This window comes from Streptomyces physcomitrii, assembly GCF_012273655.1.
GTDB classification, from domain to species: domain Bacteria; phylum Actinomycetota; class Actinomycetes; order Streptomycetales; family Streptomycetaceae; genus Streptomyces; species Streptomyces physcomitrii.
The window spans coordinates 194,455-216,058 of sequence record NZ_JAAWWP010000005.1 but is presented as its reverse complement, the minus strand read 5'-3'; the positions used below and the strand labels follow the sequence as shown (position 1 = coordinate 216,058).

Annotated in this window: 18 protein-coding genes; 13 read left to right on the top strand and 5 right to left on the bottom strand. The window is 73.0% G+C overall.

Annotated features, from left to right (window positions below):
• The first annotated feature begins 171 nt into the window (after positions 1–171).
• The 3 genes from HFV08_RS10685 (at position 172) to HFV08_RS10675 (ending at position 4,203) form a co-directional block, all read left to right on the top strand.
• Positions 172–1,530, top strand: coding sequence for an aspartate aminotransferase family protein (locus tag HFV08_RS10685; protein ID WP_168538213.1), 1,359 nt, complete (start codon positions 172–174; stop codon positions 1,528–1,530).
• Between the two features lie 665 nt (positions 1,531–2,195).
• Positions 2,196–2,972, top strand: coding sequence for a GntR family transcriptional regulator (locus tag HFV08_RS10680; protein WP_168538211.1), 777 nt, complete (start codon positions 2,196–2,198; stop codon positions 2,970–2,972).
• Positions 2,973–3,552: 580 nt separating this feature from the next.
• Positions 3,553–4,203: a putative DNA-mimic protein gene (locus HFV08_RS10675; RefSeq protein ID WP_040250336.1), complete on the top strand. Its 651-nt coding sequence runs from the start codon at positions 3,553–3,555 to the stop codon at positions 4,201–4,203.
• Positions 4,204–4,291: 88 nt separating this feature from the next.
• Here the strand turns inward: HFV08_RS10675 and HFV08_RS10670 are convergent, their stop codons facing one another.
• The gene (locus tag HFV08_RS10670) at positions 4,292–5,041 is read right to left on the bottom strand and encodes an SLATT domain-containing protein (protein ID WP_168538209.1); all 750 of its coding nucleotides are present in this window, start codon (positions 5,039–5,041) and stop codon (positions 4,292–4,294) included.
• 530 nt (positions 5,042–5,571) lie between these two features.
• Between HFV08_RS10670 and HFV08_RS10665 the strand changes: the two genes are divergently transcribed.
• The 3 genes from HFV08_RS10665 to HFV08_RS10655 all read left to right on the top strand — a co-directional run bounded on the left by HFV08_RS10665 (position 5,572) and on the right by HFV08_RS10655 (position 7,277).
• Positions 5,572–5,910 carry a YbaB/EbfC family nucleoid-associated protein gene (locus HFV08_RS10665; protein WP_078844954.1) on the top strand — a complete coding sequence of 113 codons (339 nt, stop codon included), beginning with the start codon at positions 5,572–5,574 and terminating at the stop codon, positions 5,908–5,910.
• Between the two features lie 106 nt (positions 5,911–6,016).
• Positions 6,017–6,616, top strand: coding sequence for a recombination mediator RecR (gene recR / locus HFV08_RS10660; RefSeq protein ID WP_040250330.1), 600 nt, complete (start codon positions 6,017–6,019; stop codon positions 6,614–6,616).
• The gene (locus tag HFV08_RS10655; RefSeq protein ID WP_168538207.1) at positions 6,609–7,277 is read left to right on the top strand and encodes a DUF5063 domain-containing protein; all 669 of its coding nucleotides are present in this window, start codon (positions 6,609–6,611) and stop codon (positions 7,275–7,277) included. The genes recR and HFV08_RS10655 overlap by 8 nt, the downstream gene beginning before the upstream one ends.
• Before the next feature lie 87 nt (positions 7,278–7,364).
• Here the strand turns inward: HFV08_RS10655 and HFV08_RS10650 are convergent, their stop codons facing one another.
• Complete coding sequence (locus HFV08_RS10650; RefSeq protein WP_168538205.1) at positions 7,365–10,301, bottom strand: ABC transporter substrate-binding protein; 2,937 nt, start codon at positions 10,299–10,301, stop codon at positions 7,365–7,367.
• A 343-nt stretch (positions 10,302–10,644) separates the two neighbouring features.
• Between HFV08_RS10650 and HFV08_RS10645 the strand changes: the two genes are divergently transcribed.
• From HFV08_RS10645 to HFV08_RS10630, 4 genes are all read left to right on the top strand, one after another.
• Positions 10,645–11,916, top strand: coding sequence for an aspartate kinase (locus HFV08_RS10645; protein WP_040250323.1), 1,272 nt, complete (start codon positions 10,645–10,647; stop codon positions 11,914–11,916).
• Positions 11,917–11,950: 34 nt separating this feature from the next.
• A complete protein-coding gene (locus tag HFV08_RS10640; protein ID WP_168538203.1) occupies positions 11,951–13,006 on the top strand; it encodes an aspartate-semialdehyde dehydrogenase in 1,056 nt (351 codons plus the stop codon).
• A 551-nt stretch (positions 13,007–13,557) separates the two neighbouring features.
• On the top strand, positions 13,558–14,214 hold the full coding sequence (locus tag HFV08_RS10635) for a SigE family RNA polymerase sigma factor (protein ID WP_078844952.1): 657 nt from the start codon (positions 13,558–13,560) through the stop codon (positions 14,212–14,214).
• Complete coding sequence (locus HFV08_RS10630; protein WP_246341650.1) at positions 14,211–15,590, top strand: hypothetical protein; 1,380 nt, start codon at positions 14,211–14,213, stop codon at positions 15,588–15,590. The genes HFV08_RS10635 and HFV08_RS10630 overlap by 4 nt, the downstream gene beginning before the upstream one ends.
• Positions 15,591–16,073: 483 nt before the next feature.
• On the opposite strand, the gene HFV08_RS10620 is transcribed toward HFV08_RS10630, so the two are convergent.
• The 3 genes from HFV08_RS10620 to HFV08_RS10610 all read right to left on the bottom strand — a co-directional run bounded on the left by HFV08_RS10620 (position 16,074) and on the right by HFV08_RS10610 (position 19,787).
• On the bottom strand, positions 16,074–16,964 hold the full coding sequence (locus HFV08_RS10620) for an SURF1 family protein (RefSeq protein ID WP_168538197.1): 891 nt from the start codon (positions 16,962–16,964) through the stop codon (positions 16,074–16,076).
• 307 nt (positions 16,965–17,271) lie between these two features.
• Positions 17,272–17,646, bottom strand: coding sequence for a VOC family protein (locus HFV08_RS10615; RefSeq protein WP_168538195.1), 375 nt, complete (start codon positions 17,644–17,646; stop codon positions 17,272–17,274).
• A gap of 209 nt (positions 17,647–17,855) precedes the next feature.
• Positions 17,856–19,787, bottom strand: coding sequence for a S9 family peptidase (locus HFV08_RS10610; RefSeq protein WP_376770600.1), 1,932 nt, complete (start codon positions 19,785–19,787; stop codon positions 17,856–17,858).
• A 322-nt stretch (positions 19,788–20,109) separates the two neighbouring features.
• On the opposite strand from HFV08_RS10610, the gene HFV08_RS10605 reads away from it, so the two are divergent.
• From HFV08_RS10605 to HFV08_RS10595, 3 genes are all read left to right on the top strand, one after another.
• Entirely contained in the window at positions 20,110–20,304 is a 195-nt protein-coding gene (locus tag HFV08_RS10605) for a hypothetical protein (RefSeq protein WP_168538193.1), read from the top strand.
• Positions 20,305–20,606: 302 nt separating this feature from the next.
• Positions 20,607–20,837: a chaplin gene (locus tag HFV08_RS10600; protein WP_168538191.1), complete on the top strand. Its 231-nt coding sequence runs from the start codon at positions 20,607–20,609 to the stop codon at positions 20,835–20,837.
• 236 nt (positions 20,838–21,073) lie between these two features.
• Positions 21,074–21,523: a chaplin gene (locus HFV08_RS10595; RefSeq protein ID WP_312885504.1), complete on the top strand. Its 450-nt coding sequence runs from the start codon at positions 21,074–21,076 to the stop codon at positions 21,521–21,523.
• Positions 21,524–21,604 lie beyond the last annotated feature (81 nt).

Genomic DNA, 21,604 nt, shown 5'->3' with positions numbered 1-21,604 from the left:
GTGGGTGGGTTCCGTGGGATGTGGCAGGCAGTCTTGCCGAAATTCCGGAGGGCCCCCGAGTTATCCACAGGCTGAGGGGACGGGCGGTCGGTGTGCACGGAATCTGTCCACAGCTTGTGCGTTTTCCACAGGCCGTGCCGGGTTGCGGGAGCGGGCTTTACGCTCGGCCCCATGACGCAACAGGTGAATCCTCAGGAAGGCGCGGCCGTGAAGGCGGCGGACCGGGCGCATGTCTTCCACTCGTGGTCCGCGCAGGACGTCATCGATCCGCTCGCCGTGGCCGGTGCGGAAGGCTCGTACTTCTGGGACTTCGAGGGCAACCGCTACCTCGACTTCACCAGCGGTCTCGTCTTCACCAACATCGGGTACCAGCATCCGAAGGTCGTCGCGGCGATACAGGAGCAGGCCGCCCAGCTCGTCACCTTCGCGCCCGCCTTCGCGGTGGCGCCGCGTTCCGAGGCGGCCCGTCTCGTCGCCGAGCGGACTCCGGGGGATCTGGACAAGATCTTCTTCACCAACGGCGGCGCGGAGGCGGTGGAGAACGCGGTCCGGCTGGCCCGGGTGCACACCGGCCGCCCGAAGGTGCTGAGCGCCTACCGCTCGTACCACGGCTCGACCTCGGCCGCGATCCATCTGACCGGTGACCCGCGCCGCTGGGCCAACGACACGGGTGCGGCGGGCGTCGTGCACTTCTGGGGGCCCTTCCTCTACCGCTCGCCCTTCTACGCGGAGAGCGAGGAGCAGGAGTGCGAGCGCGCGCTCAAGCACCTCGACGACACCATCCGCTACGAGGGGCCGGCGACCATCGCCGCGATCATCCTGGAGACCATCCCGGGCGGTTCCGGGATCATGCCGCCGCCGCCCGGCTACCTCGCGGGTGTCCGGGAGCTCTGCGACAAGTACGGCATCGTCTTCATCCTCGACGAGGTGATGGCGGGCTTCGGGCGCACCGGCACCTGGTTCGCCGCCGACCTCTACGACGCCCGCCCGGATCTCATGACCTTCGCCAAGGGCGTCAACTCCGGTTACGTCCCGCTCGGCGGGGTCGCGATCAGCGCCGAGATCGCGGAGACCTTCGCCCAGCGGCCCTTCCCCGGCGGCCTCACCTACTCGGGGCACCCGCTGGCCTGCGCGGCTGCGGTGGCGACGATCAACGTGATGGCCGAGGAGAAGATCGTCGAGAACGCCGCCCACCTCGGGGAGCAGGTGCTCGGCCCGGGTCTGCGCGCCCTCGCCGAGGACCACCCGAGCGTCGGCGACGTCCGCGGCACGGGCGTCTTCTGGTGCGTGGAACTGGTCCGTGACCGGGAGACCCGCGAGCCCCTCGTGCCGTACAACGCCACCGGCAAGGCGAACGCCCCCATGGCCGCCTTCGGTGCCGCCGCCAAGAAGCACGGCCTGTGGCCCTTCCTCAACATGAACCGCACGCATGTCGTCCCGCCGTGCACCCTGACCGAGTCCGAGGCGCAGGAAGGGCTCGCGGCGCTCGACAAGGCGCTGACGGTCGCGGACGAGTTCGTCGCCGGATGAGACCCGGGACCGAAGCCCGAGGCGCAGTCAGGAAGCGACAGTGGGAGCTGAGAGCTGAGAGCTGAGAGCTGGGAACTGGGAACTGGGAGCACAGGAGGCGAAGGCGGGGGCCAGGACGGGAAGTTGAGAGCGGGACAGAAGGAGGCGGGAGCGGAACGGGGGAGGTGAGAGCGGGGCCGGAGGTGGTGCGGCCGGGTGCGGCTGGGCGCGGTGCCGCCGGATCGCGTACCCGTGCGCGCCCGCACCGCGCACGGGCACGCGCCCGCACCGCGCACGGGCACGCGCCCGCACCGCGCACGAGTACGCGCCTGTGCCACGCGGGCGGGTGCGCCCGCGCCGCGCCCGCCTCGCGCAAGGGACACGGTCGGGCGGGGGCCGGGCCCGGGCCGCGTCCTCGGGCGCGCGGCGGGGAGCATCGCCGTGGAGCGCGTAGGGTTGCCTCTTCAGCGGTCATACCGGTGCCCGCCGGTACGGACCGGCGCCGGTGGCTCTGCCCGCCCCGCGCACCGGGGCAGGTGCCGGAGCGGCAGCCGCACCGGCCCGGCCACCACCCCGTACCCGTACCAGCAGGGCCGCCCAGCACCTCGTACCAGCACGCCGCACCAGACCCTCGTACCCGCACCCGCCACCACGACCGCAGCGAGCCGACCGGGAGGACGCCAGCGATGCCCGCCTCCAGTGCCGTCACCCGCAGCACCCTGCGCCAGCAGATCGCCGAGGCGCTGCGCGACGAGGTGCTCGGGGGCCGGCTGGTGCCCGGGCAGGAGTTCACGGTCAAGGAGATCGCGGAACAGTACGGGGTCTCCGCGACACCGGTACGGGAGGCGCTCGTCGACCTCTCCGCGCAGGGGCTGCTCGACTCGGTGCAGCACCGGGGCTTTCGGGTGCACGAGTTCTCGCTCGCGGACTTCCGGGGCATGGTCGAGGCCCGCAGCCTCATCACCGACGCGATCTTCCACGGCTACGTCGCCCGCGAGAAGCTCGCCGCCGCCGGGCAGGAGGGACTGGAGGTCCTGGGCGCCCCTCCCTCGCCGAGCGGCATCGGTGCCGAACCGGACGAGAAGACCCGGGGTGCCCTGCTCTCCTCCGTACGGCGGCGGGGCGAGGAGGCGCAGCGGGCGGCGCTGGCCGGGGACCTGAACGTCCTCATCGGCTACGACCTGCGCTTCTGGCGCGAGGTCAGCACCCTCTTCGGCAATCCGTACCTGACGGACTTCCTCGGCCGGCTCCGGCTGCTGTCCTGGGCCTGCGCGGTGCCGCTGCTGCGGCAGGCCGGTGAGCTGCGCGGCCGGCTGTGGGCGGGGCATCCGCACCTGGTGGACGCCCTCGCCCGGCGGGACATCCAGACCGCGCAGGTGACCATCTCCCAGTACAACGCGCAGTCCCTCGCCCTGATCGAGTCCCTCAGCGGCGAGGACACGGTCACCGCACCGGAGGCCTGACCGGACGAAGGCCCACCGGACCGGAGGCCCGACCCGGCGGACCGCACCCTTGACCCGGACCGCAAGCTGGACCGGACCGCACCGGACTGGACTGGACCGGACCGGAGGCCTGACAGAGACCGGGGGCCCGGCCCTGACGGCAAGCCCGACCGACCGGCCCGGACCGGACAGGTGGCCCGACCCGGACCGGGAGGCTGAGGGCGCCCGGCCTCACGCCCCGGATTCCGCTCCGGGTGCTGCTTCCAGCCGTTCGTCCGGGAGGCGCATATCCCCGGCCCTCGGCGAGCAGGATGCGGAGTACGGCCGTCCGGCCGGAGCCGCCGCGGGATCCGGCCGCGGGCGGTACACCCGAGGCGCCGCGCGGCGCGCCCGCCGAAGCCACCGGCAGCGGATCCCCCCGTGGAGACAGCGAACCGGAGAGCCGTGAGAACAGCGAGGCGGAAGGCCGTGACGACACATGGGCGGAAGGCCGTGAGGGCAGTGGGGCGAAGGAAAGTGCAGCGGGGGAGCCGGGGCGGCGTTCGCGCATTACGCTGCCCTGATCACCGCCCCCGACCGGCGTGATGTGAGGAGTGAGATCTTGGCCTGTGACCTGTGGCTGGTTCCGCTGGTGGACGTGCTCTGCCACAGCCCCGACAACCCCTTTGCCGAGGAACTGGCCCTCTACGACAGGTCGCTGGGCGAGGCCGGGCTGCCCCCGGTGCCCGTCTACACCTATATGCCGGGGCTCTCCGGGGACGTCGCCCCGGTCGCCGGGTTCGACTACGACGCGCTGCACTTCCTGCGCCGCGCCTATCTGCTCCAGATGTGCGGACTCGCGGTGACCCCGGTCGACGAACTCGGCGGGGACTACGAGCAGTTGCTGGAGATGTTCGAGGCCACCGCGAAGCAGTCGCATCTGGTGTGGCACTACGACCACGCGGGTTCCTACGTCCCGCTGGATTTCGCCGCCCCGCTGTCCAACGAGGAACTGCTCGCCGGTTCCGGCCCGCTCGGCTCCTCGCACGCCCTGCTGCGCGAGCTGGAGTACGTGGCCGCCGCGATCGGGATCGACCCGGCGAACCCGCCCGCGGTGCCCGAGCCGCCCGGCGCGCCGACCTCCCTGGAGGAGCGCGCCCCGGCTCCGCCGCAGGAGGACGGGCCGTTCGCCCGGGAGCGCCATGTCTGGCTCGGCCTGCACGCGGCGGCGACCCGGAGCCTGGCCCAGGGCTCGATGATCATCTTCAGCTGAAGGCGGCCCCGCCGGGGCCCGGCCGTGACGGTGTCCGCGAGGCGGTGCCCGGCCCCGGCGGTCCGCCCGGCCCCGGCAGCCCGTCCGGCTACAGCGGTTCCGGCGGGCGCTGGCGCGGCATATTGGGGCGGGCGCCCGGCGGGAGCGGGAAGCGGCCCGCCGGGGCGCCGCCCTCGCCGCGCGGTGTGCCCGGCAGCGAGGCCTGCAGGGACAGCGGCGCGGGGCCCGAGCGGAACTCGACCATCCAGCCCGCCGTCTCGGCCCGTACCAGCTCGGTCACGTCCTCGGAGAAGCGCCGCAGCACGGTCAGGCAGCGCTCGGTGGCCTCGCTCGCGGTGCCCTCCGCGGGTCCGAGGACCTCCCGTACGCACTCCGAGGCCCAGTCGAACTGGAGTACCTGGAGGCGGCGCTGCACCGCCTGGGCGGTCGCCATGTCCCTTATCCAGCCCGAGGTCAGGCCGAAATAGCGGTCGCAGCACACGCAGGCGACGGCGAGCAGCAGCGCCAGGAAGGCCCAGGGCGCGGCCTCGCTCGCCGAGTCCGTGAGCGCGAGCAGCGGCAGGATCGCCGCGGTCACCGCGGACACGGCCGCCCCGGCGCGCAGGGCGCGGGCGCCGCGGCGCTTCCAGATCCGGTCGCCGAGATACCAGTCGGCGGTCTGCAGGGCGCCCTGCTCCACCCACCGGTACAGCTCGTCGAGGCGTTCGGCGGGCTCCTCCCAGTCTCCGTGCGGAAAGCTCCGCCCCCGCAGATCGCTCCTTCCGGCCGGGCCCCCGCCCCCGCCCTCGCCCCGTTCCTGCTGGGGCGGCCCCTCGGGCTGCTTCTCCGGCTGGCTCACCCGGCACTCCCTCTGCGCTTCGCTGCGCTTCTCCTCGCGGATGTCTGCGCTTGTCCTGGCGGACGTGCCCGCCTGTTCCGGCGGACGTGCCCGCGGGCTTGTCCGTGGACGGCCCCGGGCACCCGCCCGGCAGCACAGCCCGGGGTACGCCCGCGCCTCCCCCGGCCCCGGCCCGAGCGCGCGAGCCGGGCGGGACCCGGCGGGCGCATGGGCACGCGCGTGCGACCCCCGCCACCGGACGGCTCGCGCGCAGCCCCCTTACTACCGCCCAATGGGTGGCCATGGGCCGCGTTTCGGGGGGATTGAGCCCGGAAGGGGGCTGTGATCAGGTAGAGGAGCCGGGTCCGGCTCACCCGAAAGAGTGCCGGAGCGAGCGGTGCGGCGAGCACGTAGGCTCGTGCCAAGCGGACAATCGCGCCCATGCCGTCTCCGGACCCGGTGTCCGCCCGCGGTGGACGACAACTACACACGACAGCGGTTCCGGCCACCCGGCCGGTGCCGAGATCCCCGAACCTCAGGAGTGAGCGCCCGTGATTCCCGGTGGTGGCCAGCCCGATATGCAGCAACTGCTCCAGCAGGCCCAGAAGATGCAGCAGGACCTCGCCGTCGCCCAGGAGGAGCTGGCGGCGACCGAGGTCAAGGGCCAGGCGGGCGGCGGGCTCGTCGAGGCGACCGTGACCGGCTCCGGCGAGCTGCGGGGCCTGCGGATCGACCCGAAGGCGGTCGACCCGGAGGACACCGAGACGCTCGCCGATCTCGTGGTCGCGGCCGTGCAGGCGGCCAACGCCAACGCCGCGCAGCTCCAGCAGGAGAAGCTCGGCCCACTGGCCCAGGGCATGGGCGGCGGCATCCCCGGCCTGCCCTTCTGAACCGGCCGGTACCGGACGGCGGCCGCAGCCGGGAAGCCGCTCGCACTTCTCACCGCTCCGGCGGCCAACTACCGTACACAGCAGCAGACAAGAGGAAGGCAGTCCGTTGTACGAAGGCGTGGTCCAGGACCTGATCGACGAACTGGGCAGGCTGCCCGGCGTGGGTCCCAAGAGCGCGCAGCGGATCGCCTTCCACATCCTGCAGGCGGAGCCCACCGACGTACGGCGCCTCGCCCACGCGCTGACCGAGGTGAAGGCGAAGGTCCGCTTCTGCGCGGTCTGCGGCAATGTGGCGCAGGAGGAGCGGTGCAACATCTGCCGCGACACCCGCCGCGACCCCGCGGTGATCTGCGTGGTCGAGGAGCCCAAGGACGTCGTCGCGATCGAGCGGACCCGTGAGTTCCGCGGGCGCTACCACGTCCTCGGCGGCGCCATCAGCCCCATCGAGGGCGTCGGCCCCGACGACCTCAGGATCCGCGAACTGCTCGCCCGGCTCGCCGACGGCACCGTCACCGAGCTGATCCTCGCCACCGATCCGAACCTCGAGGGCGAGGCCACCGCCACGTACCTCGCCCGCATGATCAAGCCCATGGGCCTCAGGGTCACCCGCCTGGCCAGCGGCCTCCCGGTGGGAGGCGATCTGGAGTACGCCGACGAGGTCACGCTGGGACGTGCCTTCGAGGGGAGAAGGTTGCTCGATGTCTGAGACCAACGACGCCATGCTGCATTCCGCCGCCCAGGACCCCGACGACTTCGCGGTCCAGATCTCCGACCAGATCGAGAGCTTCGTCGTCGCGATCACGGAGATCGCCAAGGGCGACGACCCCGGCTCGGCGCTGCCCTTCCTGCTGCTGGAGGTCTCCCAGCTGATGTTCGCGGGCGGACGCCTCGGCTTCCACCAGGACATCGTCCCCGAGGAGCGCTACGAGACCGACCCCGGTCCGGACAGCGACGTGGAGATCCTGCGCGAGCAGCTGGCCCGCCTGCTCGAACAGGTCGACGTCTACTCCGAGGTCTTCGACCCCTACGAGCCCCGCAAGGCCCGGGTCGCCGCCCGTATCTCCGACGACCTCGCCGACGCCGTCGCCGACCTGCGGCACGGCCTGGTGCACTACCACGCGGGCCGCGCCACCGAGGCGCTGTGGTGGTGGCAGTTCTCGTACTTCTCCAACTGGGGCTCCACCGTCTCCGCGGTGCTGCGCGCCCTGCAGTCGCTGCTCACCCACATCCGGCTGGACCAGCCGCTCGACGAGCTGGACGGACTCGACACCGACCAGGACCTCGGCGAGGAGGCGCTGGCGGAGGAGGCCGGGCAGGTCATGGCCCGGGAGATCGCCGGGCCGCTGGGCCTGCGGCCGGTCAAGTAGCGGCCGGGAGCGCGGCGGCGCGGATCCTCGCGGCCCGGCCCCGGGCTGCACCGTCCGGCCCGGGCTCCACCGGTCAGTGCCCGGAGGTCACCGCTCGACCCAGGCGTTGAGCGGTGAGGCCCCGTCCAGGCCCGCTTGGAGACCCTTCAGCGCCGCGCTGTGCGGATAGTCGCGCCGCTGTACGTACACCGGGGCGACGGCGGCGAGTTCGGTGACCCGGCGGTCGAGCGCGGACCACAGCTCCCCGGCCGCCGCGAGGTCGCCGGTGGCGGTCGCCTTGTCGATGGCCTCGTCGACGGTGTCCGAGGAGAGCCGGGAGTAGTTGAGGGACTGGCCCTCGCCGAGGCGGCTGTCGAAGTACGAGGGCAGGAAGGCCGAAGCCACCGGGAAGCCGCCGCCGAGCGGGAGCCGGAAGAGGTCGTAGTCGCCGTCCTCGGCCTTCTGGTAGAAGGTGCCGACCTCGTCGGTCTCCACGGTGACCTCGAACCCGGCCTTCTCCAGCGCCCGCTCGACCACGGCCGTGCGCTCCTTGTCCACCTCGCTCGCCCCGAGGGTGAGCCGGTAGCCGTCCTGCGAGGCCTCGGCCAGCAGGGCGCGGGCCCGCGCGGGATCGCCGTCGGCTCCGGCGCCGTGCACGTCGAGCGTGCGGGCGCCGCGCACCCCCGGCGGCAGGATGCCGCGCCGGACCTCGCCCCGCTCGCCGGAGGCCTTGAGCAGGGCGGCCGCGGGCAGCGCGGTGACCAGCGCCTCGCGGACCTTCTGGTTCTTCAGCCGCTCGGTGTTCAGGGTGTACGACTGCACCAGCGGCGCCGGGGCGCTGACCACCTCGGTGCCCTCGCCCCCGGCGTCGGAGGCCTTGAGCGCGCCGGTGAAGGTCATCACCGGCTCGCCGTCGCCCGCGGACCCGATGCGCTTGAGCGCCGCCGCCGGGTCCACGTTCGCCTCCACGGCGAACCGGTCCGGATACGCGGTGCGCAGCGGGTCCGTGTCCGGGTCCCACTCGCGGTTGCGGACCAGTTGCACGCCCTTGCCGCCGGTGAAGCCGCCGACCCGGTACGGGCCGGTGGACGGCTGGTCCTCCGGCTTGATCCCCGGGTCGTCGCCCCGCTCCGGGACCGGGACCCCGCCCGGCCCGGTGAGGACGACGGCGAAGTCCGGGTGGGCCTTGGCGAGGTGGTAGACCACGGTGCGCTCGTCGGGGGTCTCGACGGCGCCCGCGGGCAGCTCGCCGGTCTCCTTGCCCTCGCCGAGCAGGAAGGTGCGCAGGGTCAGGTCACCGAGGGGGAAGTCCGACTCCGTGCTCATGGCGCGTTCCACGGCGTACGCGAAGTCCGCCGCGCGCACCGCGGTGCCGTCGCTGTATCTGAGGCCCGGCTTCAGCCGGAAGGTCCAGGTCCGGCCCCCGTCGGAGGCGGTGCCGGGGCCCTCGGCCAGGTCGCCGACCACCTTCACGGCGCCGTCCGGCCCGGTCTTCAGGCCGGTGAGCGAGCGGTGCAGGAGGCGGCTGAGCAGGCGCTCGCCCTCCGACCAGATCTTGCCGGGGTCGGTGTGCTCCAGCAGGCCCGGCTCCAGGACGGTGACGGTGCCCCCGGCGCGGGCGCCCCGTACGGCGGGCGCCGGGCCCCGGGAGTCGGCCTCGGTGCCGGTGGTGAGGGTCTGCGTCTTGGCGAGCGGCGCCACGGCGGAGGCCGCCGCGACGGGGCCGGGGGAGGGGCTGCCCTTGCCGCCGGTCTTCGTACCGCCGTCCCCGCCGCCCCCGAAGGGGTCCAGGACGGTGAGGGTGCCGGCGACGGCCGCGAGGGCGACCGCCGCGGCGGCCACGGCCCACCAGCGCCGCCGGTGCGCACCGCCGCCGGGGCCCGGCACGGGCGGCCCGGGCGGCAGCAGCGCGGAGGGCGGGCCGAACTGCCCGGGCGGCGGCGCGTGGGCAGGGCGCGGCGGGAGCAGGGGGTACGAGTCGGGGCCGGGCGCGGGGGCCGGGGCGGGCGGGGCCGTGCCGGTGCGCGCGGGGTCGCCGGGGGCGGAGACCTTCGCCGGGGAATCACTGGTGGCCGGAGTCGGAGCCGGAGCCGGGGTCGGAGCCGGAGCTGCCGGAGCCGGAGCCGAGGCCGTCGTGGCCGGAGCGGTCGTGGCCGGGGCCGAGGCTGTCGTGGCCGGGGCCGCCGCAGCCGGAGTCCCGGCCGGGCCCGCGGCCAGGGCGGTGAAGGCGGTCTCGGCCTGGCGGGCGTCGGGGCGGCCGTCCGGCTCCTTGGCCAGCATGCGCAGCAGCAGGCGGTCCCAGTCGGCGGGCAGGCCCGCGCGGCGCAGCGAGGGAGGCCCCGGCGCCTCGTAGACATGGCAGTGCATCAGGGCGGCGGCCGAGCCGGAGTCGAAGGGCGGGGAGCCGGTGGCCATCTCATAGGCCATGCAGCCGAGCGCGTAGACGTCGGTGCGGCCGTCGTCGCCCTTGCCGGTGAAGCGCTCCGGCGCCATGTAGTGCAGCGTGCCGATGGGGGCGTCGGCGGAGGCGGTGAGGTAGCCGGTGACCGAGGTGGCGTCGAGGAACTTCGCGAGGCCGAAGTCGAGCATCTTCACGGTGCCCTCGGCGGTCACCATGACGTTGGCCGGTTTCACGTCCCGGTGGACGATGCCCGCCCCGTGCGCGGCGGCGAGCGCCCGGCAGACCTGCGCGCAGACCTCCGCGATCCGCCCGAGCGGCAGCGCCCCCTCCTCGGCGATCAGCTCGCGCACGGTGCGGCCGAGCAGCTGCGGCATCACCAGGTACGGGGTCCCCTCGTGCACGCCGTGGTCGAAGACCGGGACGATGTACGAGCTGTCCAGCGAGGCCGCGGCCCGCGCCTCGCGCACGAACATGGCGAGCAGCCGCTCGCGCGCGGCGGCGGGGGTGCCGGGCGGCACGCTCAGCAGCTTCACCGCGACCCGCCTGGCGAGCCGGGAGTCCTCGGCCCGCCAGACCTGGCCCATGCCGCCGGCGCCGATCTCCGCGAGGAGCCGGTACCGGCCGTCCAGAACTGAGCCCCGCATCCCCGTCTCCCCCTCGCCCGGGCGCTGCCCCGGCGCCCGAAGCCCCCATCCAACCAGAGGCGCCCGGCGCCGCCCTCCGCTCCCGTACTCACTCCGTACTCATCCGGAAAACCCGCCCCCGTGCCCGGTCCCGGTTGTGAGCCGCCCCACTTTCCGGAGTGTTTGCTCCGCTTGTGGGCAGAGGCTTCCCGGGCGGCCGGAAGGGTCATCGCTGTGGGAAGCGCCCAGCTCCCTGTGATCGTGCCGCGAGCGGGACATCTCGCGATATGAGACCAGTGGGGCGGATTCCGGCCGCCCGATAAACTGAGCCGAACGCACAAAAAGGATTGAGCGAGGAGCGCACGTGAGCCTTGTCGTGCAGAAGTACGGAGGCTCCTCCGTAGCCGATGCCGAGGGCATCAAGCGGGTCGCCAAGAGAATCGTCGAAGCCAAGCAGAACGGCCACCAGGTGGTCGTCGTGGTTTCCGCGATGGGCGACACGACGGACGAGCTGATCGATCTCGCCGGACAGGTGTCACCGATGCCTTCCGGCCGTGAGTTCGACATGCTGCTGACCGCCGGAGAGCGGATCTCCATGGCCCTGCTGGCGATGGCGATCAAGAACCTGGGCCACGAGGCCCAGTCGTTCACCGGCAGCCAGGCAGGCGTGATCACCGACTCGGTCCACAACAAAGCGCGGATCATCGATGTCACGCCGGGCCGGATCAAGACCTCCGTCGACGAGGGCAACATCGCCATCGTCGCCGGATTCCAGGGCGTCTCCCAGGACAAGAAGGACATCACCACCCTGGGGCGAGGCGGTTCCGACACCACGGCGGTGGCGCTCGCGGCCGCCCTGGACGCCGACGTCTGCGAGATCTACACCGATGTCGACGGTGTCTTCACCGCCGACCCGCGCGTCGTGAAGAAGGCGCGCAAGATCGACTGGATCTCCTTCGAGGACATGCTGGAGCTCGCCAGCTCCGGCTCCAAGGTGCTGCTGCACCGCTGCGTGGAATACGCGCGCCGATACAACATCCCGATCCATGTGCGGTCCTCCTTCTCCGGACTGCAGGGCACCTGGGTCAGCAACGAACCGCGAGGGGACCGCAAGGTGGAGCAGGCCATCATCTCCGGTGTCGCCCACGACACCTCCGAGGCGAAGATCACCGTCGTCGGCGTACCGGACAAGCCGGGCGAGGCCGCCGCGATCTTCCGCGCCATCGCGGACGCCCAGGTCAACATCGACATGGTGGTGCAGAACGTCTCCGCGGCCACCACCGGCCTGACCGACATCTCCTTCACGCTGCCGAAGACCGAGGGCCGCAAGGCCGTCGACGCGCTGGAGAAGACCCGCGCCCAGGTTGGGTACGAATCCCTGCGCTACGACGACCAGATCGCCAAGATCTCCCTCGTCGGCGCCGGGATGAAGACCAACCCCGGAGTCACCGCCACCTTCTTCGAGGCCCTCAGCGACGCCGGGGTCAACATCGAGCTGATCTCCACCTCCGAGATCCGCATCTCCGTCGTCACCCGCGCCGAGGACGTCAACGAGTCCGTACGCGCGGTGCACACCGCCTTCGGACTCGACTCCGACAGCGACGAGGCGGTCGTCTACGGCGGCACCGGCCGGTGACCGCCCGGGGCGCCCGCACCGGAGGCCGTACGCGATGACGGGCCGTCCGACGCTCGCGGTCGTGGGAGCGACCGGGGCCGTCGGCACCGTGATGCTCCAGATCCTGTCCCAGCACGCGGACATCTGGGGCGAGATCAGGCTTGTCTCCTCCCCGCGCTCGGCCGGCCGCAAGCTGACCGTCCGCGGGGAGGAGTGCGAAGTCCTCCCGCTCGGCGAGGGCACCCTCGACGGCGTCGACCTCGCCATGTTCGCCGTACCCGAAGAGGTCGCCGCGCACTGGGCGCCGCACGCCGCGGAGCGCGGCACCGTCGTCGTCGACAACTCCGGCGCCTTCCGCGCCGACCCCGAGGTGCCGCTCGTCGTCCCCGAGGTCAACCCGCACGCCGCCCGCACCCGGCCGCGCGGCATCCTCGCCAACCCGCACTGCACCACCCTGTCGATGATCGTCGCCGTCGGGGCGCTGCACGCCGAGTTCGGCCTGCGCGAACTGGTCGTCTCCTCCTACCAGGCCGTCTCCGAGGCCGGGCAGTCCGGCATCGACACCCTGCGCGCCCAGCTCGAACTCGTCGCGGGCAGCGCGCTCGGCACCACCCCCGGCGATGTGCGCCGCGCCGTCGGCGAGAACACCGGGCCCTTCCCCGAACCGGTCGCGCTCAACGTCGTGCCCTGGGCCGGAGCCCTCGGCGAGCAGGGCTGGACCACCGAGGAGATGCGCATCCGCGAGGAGTCCCGCCGGATCCTCTCGCTGCCCCACCTCCCGGTCACCGCCACCTGCGTCCAGGTGCCCGTGGTCACCGCCCACTCGCTCACCGTCCACGCCCGGTTCGAGAACGAGGTCACCGTCGACCGGGCCCGCGAGATCCTCGCCACCGCGCCCGGAGTGGTCCTCTTCGACAACCCCGAGGCGGGGGAGTTCCCCACCCCGGCCGATGTCGTCGGCACCGACCCCACCTGGGTCGGCCGCGTCCGCCGCTCCCTCGACGACCCCACCGCCCTCGAACTCTTCGTCTGCGGCGACAACCTCCGCAAGGGCGGCGCCCTCAACACCACCCAGATCGCCGAACTCGTGGCCGCGGAGTTGACGGGCTGACGCGCCCGCGGGCCGGCCTCCCGCCCCGGTCCGCCCCGTTTCCGTACCGCCCGCTTTGTGCGCGTACCGTGCGGGAACCGGTACGCGGCGGGCCGTTCACCTCCGGGGGCCGGAAGATCCCTGGCGCCGCCCGGAATTGTTTATAGGATCTACGGACTGACCATGGGCGGCGCAGGGGTGGGCCGCCCGCCCGCGAACACTGGCGCGGCCGGTGAACCGGCCCGCAGGCGCCCGGGAATTCACTCCCCGCCCGTGCAACCGCACACCCGGCGCGGAGCGTCTTCGCGGTCACCCCCCATTGGCACCAGGGGCGCAGCACGGATTCGCGGACGACGGGGCACAGGGGAAGAGCTGGTACCGATGACAGCATGCGAGGCACCGCGGCACGCCATGACCCGGACCGCCGCGAACCCCGGCTCGCGAACGGCGGACCCCGGCCGAAGAGCGACGACCGTCCCCGCACGGCAGGCGACAGAGGCGACCGGACGGTACGCGGCAGATGTGACCGGCGCCGCATACAACCCTCGCGGGGGTCAGCGCGTCAAACAGTCGTGGCAGAGGTACTTGACTTCACAGCGAGCGGCGCAGCCCTCCGACCGCCCCTCCGGCCCCGCCTGGCGGCGGCCGGCGGCATGCCGGTGATCGCGCCCATGCCCCAGACGACGAGGCCCGCCCGCGTACCCGGCCAGCGCGAAGGCGCCGACGAGGCCGCCGCGGGCACCACGGTCGACCATCTCACCGAGACCTACCGCGCCCACTACCGGTCGCTGCTCGGACTCGCGGCCCTCCTCCTCGACGACACCGCCTCCTGCGAGGACGTCGTCCAGGAGGCCTTCATCCGCGTCCACTCCGCCCGCAAGCGCGTCCGCGACCCCGAGAAGACCCTGGCCTACCTGCGCCAGACCGTGGTCAACCTCTCCCGCTCCGCGCTGCGCCGCCGCATCCTCGGCCTGAAGCTCCTCTCCAAGCCGATGCCGGACATGGCGAGCGCCGAGGAAGGCGCCTACGACCAGCTCGAACGCGACGCCCTCATCAAGGCCATGCGCGGACTCCAGCGCCGTCAGCGGGAGGTCCTCGTCCTGCGGTACTTCGCGGACATGACGGAGGCCCAGGTCGCCGACACCCTCGGGATATCGCTGGGCTCCGTGAAGGCCTATGGTTCACGTGGCATCGCGGCACTGCGCGTCGCGATGGAGGAACCCGTATGAACCGGCCCGAGGACCACCCGGTGAACCGCGACGAGAACACCGCCCCGCACGAGAGCACCGCCCCGCCCGGCGGCGGCCTCGCGCGAGGGCAGGATGAGGGATCCGAAGTGCCCTCCGGCACGTCCCAGGGGCAGGAATCCACGTCCGCCGAGGAACAGCATGCCGGGAACCGCACCATGAACGACCACCAGGACGACGACCGCCGGGGCGACGAACTCCGGGACGGCGACCGTCGGGACGGCGACCGTCGGGACGACGACCGTCGGGACGGCGAACGTTCCGACGAGGCGAGCCGGGAAGGCGAACGCTCCGACGACACGAGCCGGGGCGACGGCCCGCAGGAGGACCGCCGGGACACCGGGCACCCGCTCGACGAACTCGCCGCCCGCCGCGACCACGGCCTCCCGTACCTGTACGAGGACCGGCCCGGCGCCGACGAGGAGGCGCTGCGCCGCCTGCTGCACGGCGCCGTCCAGGACCTCGAACCCCGGGACGGCACCCTCCAGCACCTGCGGCGCGCCGTGCCCGCCCGCGCCGCCCGCAAGCGGCAGGCCCTGGTCGGCGCGCTCGCCACGGCGGTCCTGCTCGGCACCGCGGTACCCGCCGTCATCCACGTCTCCCGCTCACCCGGCGCCTCCGACGACCGCCCCTCCCTCGCCGGGCACCGCGAGGACACCCAGGGCGGCAGCAGCGAGGGCCGCGGCCCCGACGAGGGCTCCCACGACACCGAGCCGGACGGCTCCGGCGCCAGCCGGGGCTCCGAGGGCAAGGACGACGGCAAGGGCGAGGACGGCACCGACAAGGGCGACCGGCCCAGCAGGGACCCGCAGCCGGACAACACCATGTCCGTCAGCTCGCCCAGCTGCAGCTCCGCCGAACTCGGCAACGCCACCGCCAGCGTCACCGGCCCGGACGGCGCCGGCAGGGTCTACGGCACCTTCCGCGTCAGCAACGTCTCCGCGTCCAACTGCACCGTGGGCGGCCCCGGCGGTCTCCTCACCTCGGCCCAGGGCACCGCGGAGCCCGGGAAGATCAACGTCGTCGACCACACCTCGGGCGACGGCAGCGGACTGCCCGACCCCTCCCAGGAAGCGGGGCAGCTGGTCCTCCAGCCGGGCATGTCCTACGAGGTCAAGTTCGCCTGGGTGCCCACCGAGTCCTGCGGCGACCCCGGCGGCCCCTCCACCGACCCGACGCCCACCGACAGCCCCGGCAACACCGACCAGACCGGCATGTCGGCACAGCTGGCCGACGACGGCGGCGGCAGCGTCGCGGTCTCCCATGTCGCGGAACCGGGCGCCCCGTCGGCGTCGACCACCATCCCGAACGCCTGCGCGGGCACGCTGTACAAGACGGGCGTGCTGGCCGGGTCCTGAGGCGGGGGCCCGAACCGGCCGCCGATCGACCCGACCGACCGGCCCGGATGCCGCGTGACCGGATCCCGGACCGCGCAGCCGCCGGTGACCGATCAGCGGCCGGGCGCCGACTCCTCCTCCGGCGCGCCCCCGCAGGAGGCGCGGACCACCAGGGTCGGCCACAACTGCACGCGGTGCACGGGGCGTTCGGCCGGGTCGTGCATCCGGGACGAGATTCCGCGTCGACATCCGCCGGGCCGAGGACAAGACCGGCTGCTACAAGATCTCGACTCGACCAGGATGTCCCGGCGCATCGGACCGCACCCTGTCGGAGATGTACGAGAACGTGCTGACCTTTCACCCCGAGAGCCTGGCGGAGTTCGGCTACATCAAGTGAGGTCTCCGGGCGCGGGGAGGGAGGAGGGAGAAGGAAGGCGGGGCCCAGGGGACGGCGCCTCAAAGGGGCGCGTGAAGTCCGTTGCCGAAGGCGGGGCATGGGTCCGCTCAGTGGCGTGGGGAGGTCTCCGCCTCGTGGCGGGGGTCGGCCGGGGCGTTCTCGGTGCTCGGATTCGGGCCGGGGGTGGGGGTTGCTGCTTCGGGGTCCGGTCCAGGTTCCGGTTCGAGTTGCGGTCCGGGTTCCGGGAGGAGCCCGAGTTCCGCGTCGCGCGCGAACTCCACCTCGCGCCGCAGGAGCCGGAACCACATGAAGAGCACGAAGCCCGCGAAGATGAACCACTCGCCGGTGTAGCCGAGGTTCTGGAAGGCCTTGAGGTCGAGGCCGGTCCCCTCCGGTTCCGCCGCCGGGACCGCCCGCATACCGGAGTCGGCGCGGTCCAGGGTGACCCAGGCGTCGTAGACGTCGTAGGGCACGAGGTTCACCAGGGAGGCCGCGCTGATCATGCCGAGCTGGCCGGGGGGCAGTCCGCCCGCCGGGTTCACCCCGTCGGTGCTCGCGCTCTCGGAGGCCTGGAGCGCGCCGGTGACCTCGACCTCTCCGGTCGGCGCGGCGGGCGCCCTGCGGGGATCCGCCGTCCCCGGCAGCCAGCCGCGCACCACGGGAAGGGCCTTGCCGGTGCCGGTGCGCAGCATCGTCAGTACGTAGAAGCCGTCCTTGTCGTCGAGCTTCCGGCCGGGTACGAGGAGCTGCCTGCCGTAGCGGCCCTCGACCTGCGCCCGCTGTCCCGAGGTGTCCTTGTCCACCGGGAGCAGGTCGGCGAGCGGGGTGGGCGCCGCCTTGCTGTCCCGCTCCGACTTCTCGCTGGCCGTGCGGTGGTCGTCGACGCGGTCCTCGAAGCGGCCGAGCTGCCAGGACCCCATGAGCACACAGAAGGGGATGGCCAGCACGACGAAGATGTTGATCCCCCACCAGCGGGGAGTCAGCAGGAACCGGTACACAGCACCACGGTACGGGGCGGGGTGGGGGCGGGGTTCTCGGGGGGCTCGCAATCCTCCGGGGGGCTCCCCCCCACCCCCACCCCACCCGTCCTCCCTCGCCCCACCCCACCCCACCCCCCGGACACGTGGCACCCACCTCAGGACACCCCGCCCCGCCCGACTCCCTCCACCTAGCCCAAGCCCAGCCCCCTCCCCGCCCCCCGGAGGACTCGCGCCACACTCAGGCGATCCCCTCACCCCCCGTCTCGGGCCCCCTCGACCCGGTCCCCTCACCCACTCCCGGCAGGCAGTCCCCCGTCCCACCTCCTCACGGCGTCCCCGGCCCCTGGAGGAACTGGAGGTAGTTGCCGACCGGGTCCAGGACCGTCGAGAAGAACCAGCCGCCGCCGACATCCTCGACCGGCCGCACCCAGGTCACCCCGAGCGTGTTCAGGTGCCGCTCGGTCTCCCGGATATCGCGCACCGTGATGTTGATCAGGTGCCGCCCGGGTTCCGCGGCCTTGTCCGCGAGGTCGTCGCGCTCGTCGAAGCCGATGATCGCCGAGTCACCGATGACGAGCATGTGCTCCTGCCAGCGGGCCCCCAGCGGCTCCAGCGCGGCGCGGTACCAGTCGACGAGCTGGTCGCGCCGGGTGGTGCCGAGGATGATCCCGAGTCCGGTGATGCTGCTCTGCTCCGGCATGAGGTTGAGCCTCCTCCTACGTACGGTGCGTTCACGGTGGTGACCGCCGCCGGAGGCGAAACTCATCGGTGCCGGCCCACAGCCACCCTCCCTTCCCCACCGGCACTCCGCTTCTCCCCGCGCCGCGCCTCTCCTCCCTATCCCCTCCCCTCCTCTTTCTCCCTTCTCCTCTCTTCTGCCCGTCCTCCCGCCTCCGCGGGCCCGTGGACCTACCGCCCCAGGTGCCGCTCCGCGAATTCCAGCTCCAGGCGGAGTTGCTTGATGCGTTCGTCGACGACCAGCGAGCCGTGGCCCGCGTCGTACCGGTAGACCTCGTGCACGGCCTCGCGGGCGGCGAGGCGGGTGACGTAGTTGTCGACCTGGCGGATCGGGCACCGCGGGTCGTTCACCCCGGCCGAGATGTAGACCGGTGCCTTGACGGCGTCCACGTAGGTCAGCGGGGAGGAGGCGCGGAAGCGGTCGGGGACCTCCTCCGGGGTGCCGCCGAGCAGGGTGCGGTCCATCGCCTTCAGCGCTTCCATCTCGTCGTGGTACGCCGTGACGTAGTCGGCCACCGGTACCGCGGCGATGCCGAGGGTCCAGGACTCCGGCTGGGTGCCGAGGCCGAGCAGGGTCAGGTAGCCGCCCCAGGAGCCGCCGGTGAGGACCAGCCGGTCCGGGTCGGCGAGGCCCGAGGTCACGGCCCACTCGCGGACCGCGGCGATGTCCTCCAGCTCGATCAGGCCGACCCGGTGCTTGAGCGCGTCCGTCCAGGCGCGGCCGTACCCGGTGGAGCCGCGGTAGTTGACCCGGACGACGGCGTAGCCGTGGTCTACCCAGGCCGCCGGGGCCGCGGCGAAGGCATCGCTGTCGTGCCAGGTCGGGCCGCCGTGGATCTCGAACACCGTGGGCAGCGGCCCGCTCGCCCCGGCCGGGCGCTGGACCAGGGCGTGGATGCGGCCGCCCGGCCCCTCCACCCAGACGTCCTCGACGGGGACGGAGGCCGGGGCCTTCATGCCCGGCGGATCCAGGACCACGCCGCCGTCGGTGGAGCGCACCACCGGCGGTTCGGCGGCCGAGGACCAGAGGTACTCGACGCTGTGGTCGGGGCGCGCGGTCGCACCGGACACCGAACCCGGGGGAGTCTCGATACGGATCAGGGCGGCCGTGGCGATGTCGTACCGCCACAGTTCGCTGCGGGCCTCGAAGCTGTGCGCGATCAGCAGCGCGGAGCCGTCCGGATACCACTCGGCGGAGACGTCGCCGGGGAGTTCGAGCCGCAGGTCGCTCTGCTCGCCGGAGGCGATGTCCCAGATCAGCGGCTCCCACCGGCCGCGGCGCTGGTGGCCGATGAGCAGCCGGGTGTCGCCGTCGACGGGGGCGAAGCCGAGGACCTCCAGGCCGAGTTCCTCGGTGCCGCCCCGAGTGTCGTCCAGCTCGGCGACCGTGGAACCGTCGAGCCGTATCACCCGCAGCGCGGAGTGCATGGCGTCGCCGTGCTCGGTGTGCTCCATGGCGATGAGCGAACCGTCGTGGGAGAGGTCGCCCACGCCCGCCGACTCGCGGTGCCGGTAGATCTCGACGGTCTCGGCGCCCGCGCGGGCCACATGGAGGGTGGAGCCGTCCTCGTCGGTGGAGCGGCCGATCACGGCGGTGCGCCCGTCCCTGCCGAGGGCGAGCCCCGCCGGATAGGAGGGGGCGAGACCGGGCACCGCCGCCTCGTCCTTGCCGCCCGCGTCCTTGCCCTCCGCGGCCTTCGCCTCTATGTCCTTGCCTCGGGCCACGGCGTCCTTGGCGGGCCCGGCCTCGCCCTCCGCGTGACCGGCGAAGGGCTGGCGGCGCCAGATGCCGAACTCGTCGCCGTCGGTGTCGTCGAACCACCAGATCCACTCGCCGTCGGGGGTGAGCACGCCGTCGGTGGTGCCGTTGGCGCGGTCCGTGGCCTGGCGCCGGCTGCCGGTGGCGCGGTCCCAGGCGTAGAGCTCGTAGGTGCCGGTGGCGTTGGAGACGAACAGGGCGCGCTCGGGGGCGTCCTCCGCCCAGTCGGGGAGGGAGACGCGGGGTGCGCGGAAGCGCTTCTCCCAGTCGGGCATGGTGGTGTCCGTGCCTGCCGGGGCGGCGGGCGGCTGGCCCGGGGTTCCGGGGTTGTTGCTCTGAGTCATGGCCCCATAGTGCACGGGAAGCGGGATTTCGTGGGGAGAGGGTCCCCAGCCTGTGGATAACTCGGGGCGGCGGGGTCGGAACCGCAGGTGGCCGCGGTGGCGGGCGGTGCGGGACGGCTGGGCCGAACGGGTAGGGCGTACGGGTCCGAGCTGGGCTTCTGCGCGTTCCGGTACCTCGTTCGAACGGCTTCCCATGTCCGGCGTCCCGCTGGTGCGTTGGACCCGGTGCGGCAGGGCGCCCGGCGGCCGCGGGTCTCCCTCGGCGGGAGGGCGCGGCAGCGGGGCGGGGCCGCTTGTCGTCGGCCCCACCTGACGAGGACGTATGACCGATTCCCTGGGCGGCTGGAAGCAGCAGCGCTACATCCCCGAGAGCCGAAGACCCCCCGGGCGGGCGGCACCCGAGCCGATCTACTCCTCTCTGCTGGAGAGCTGGTACCGGCAGGGCAGAACGGTCCCGGGGCGGCCCGATCCGGAGTGGAACGCGCTCACCTCGCGCGACCTCTGGCCCAAGGGCTGACCGGCCGCCCGGCCGCCCGCCCCCCGGCAGCCGCCTCCTCCCTCACCCCACCTCTCCTCCCACCCCCCTCCTCCTTCGGTCTCCTTTGGCCTCCTTTGGCCCGGGCTCTGGCTGTGCGTCGACTTCCGTCCTTCAATCGACGGCATTCGGGTGAAAGCCGGGGCGAAAAAGTGCTGCGCGGTTTCCTCTCCCGGTGCCGGTCGTTTCTCTCAATGCGGGTCATGGTGCGGGCCGTTCATACGTGCTCGCCCGGTATCGCCGTCACCCCGACATGCCCGTAGGAAAAGAAGGGATTCTCCGAGATGATCAAGAAGAGCTCGGCGATCGTCGCCGGTGTGGTCGTGGCCCTCGGTGCCGCCGCTCCCGCGATGGCCTCCTCCGGTGCTGAGGGTGGCGCCGCGCACTCCCCCGGCGTGCTGTCCGGCAACGTCGTCCAGGTGCCGGTGCACATCCCGGTGAACGTCTGCGGCAACACGATCAACGTGATCGGTCTGCTGAACCCGGCCGCGGGCAACACCTGCGTCAACAAGTGAATCGTTGATGCACGACCGGCCCCGAGGGCCGGTCACCGTCGGCTGTGGAGCCGTGCTCACCCGCGGGTGATCGCGGCGGCTTGCGAGCGGACGGCCCGGGCCGCGGTGGGAACACCGCGGTGCTGGCCCCCGCGTATCGATGAACGTCCTTGATCCCGGTCCGGGTTCATGGCTCCAGGGCCGGTATCTCCATCTTTCCAAGCAGGAAGACAACCAGAGTGCGACAGGCTTTCCGTGTGGGACTTCTCGCGGCCGCGACGAGCGTCCTGTCCCTGCCCGCGGCTTCCGCGTTCGCCGATGCGAACGCCGGTGGTTCGGCGGCGAACTCGCCCGGAGTCCTTTCGGGCAACAACGTCCAGGTACCGGTCGACGTGCCGGTGAACGTGTGCGGCAACACTGTTGATGTCGTCGGCGTCGCCAACCCGGCGGTCGGCAACAGCTGCGTCAACGACTCGGAACCGGCCCCTGAGAAGCCGAAGCCCGAGCCGCAGCCCGAGACCCCGGTCCATCACGAAGCACCGCCCGCACCGAAGCCTCAGGCACCCGAGCCGCAGGCGCCCGTGCTGGCCGAGACCGGCGGCGACAGCGCGCTCACCACCACCGCGGCAGCGGCGGGCGCGGTACTGTTGATCGGCGGCGGAGTCCTCTACCGCCGCGGTACGGCCGCTTCCCGCCGGGCCGCGTAACAGGGGTACGGCGACAGAAGGGCCGGGCGACCGCCACACGGCGGCCACCCGGCCCTTTGCGCTGCCCGCCCCCCGGCGGCC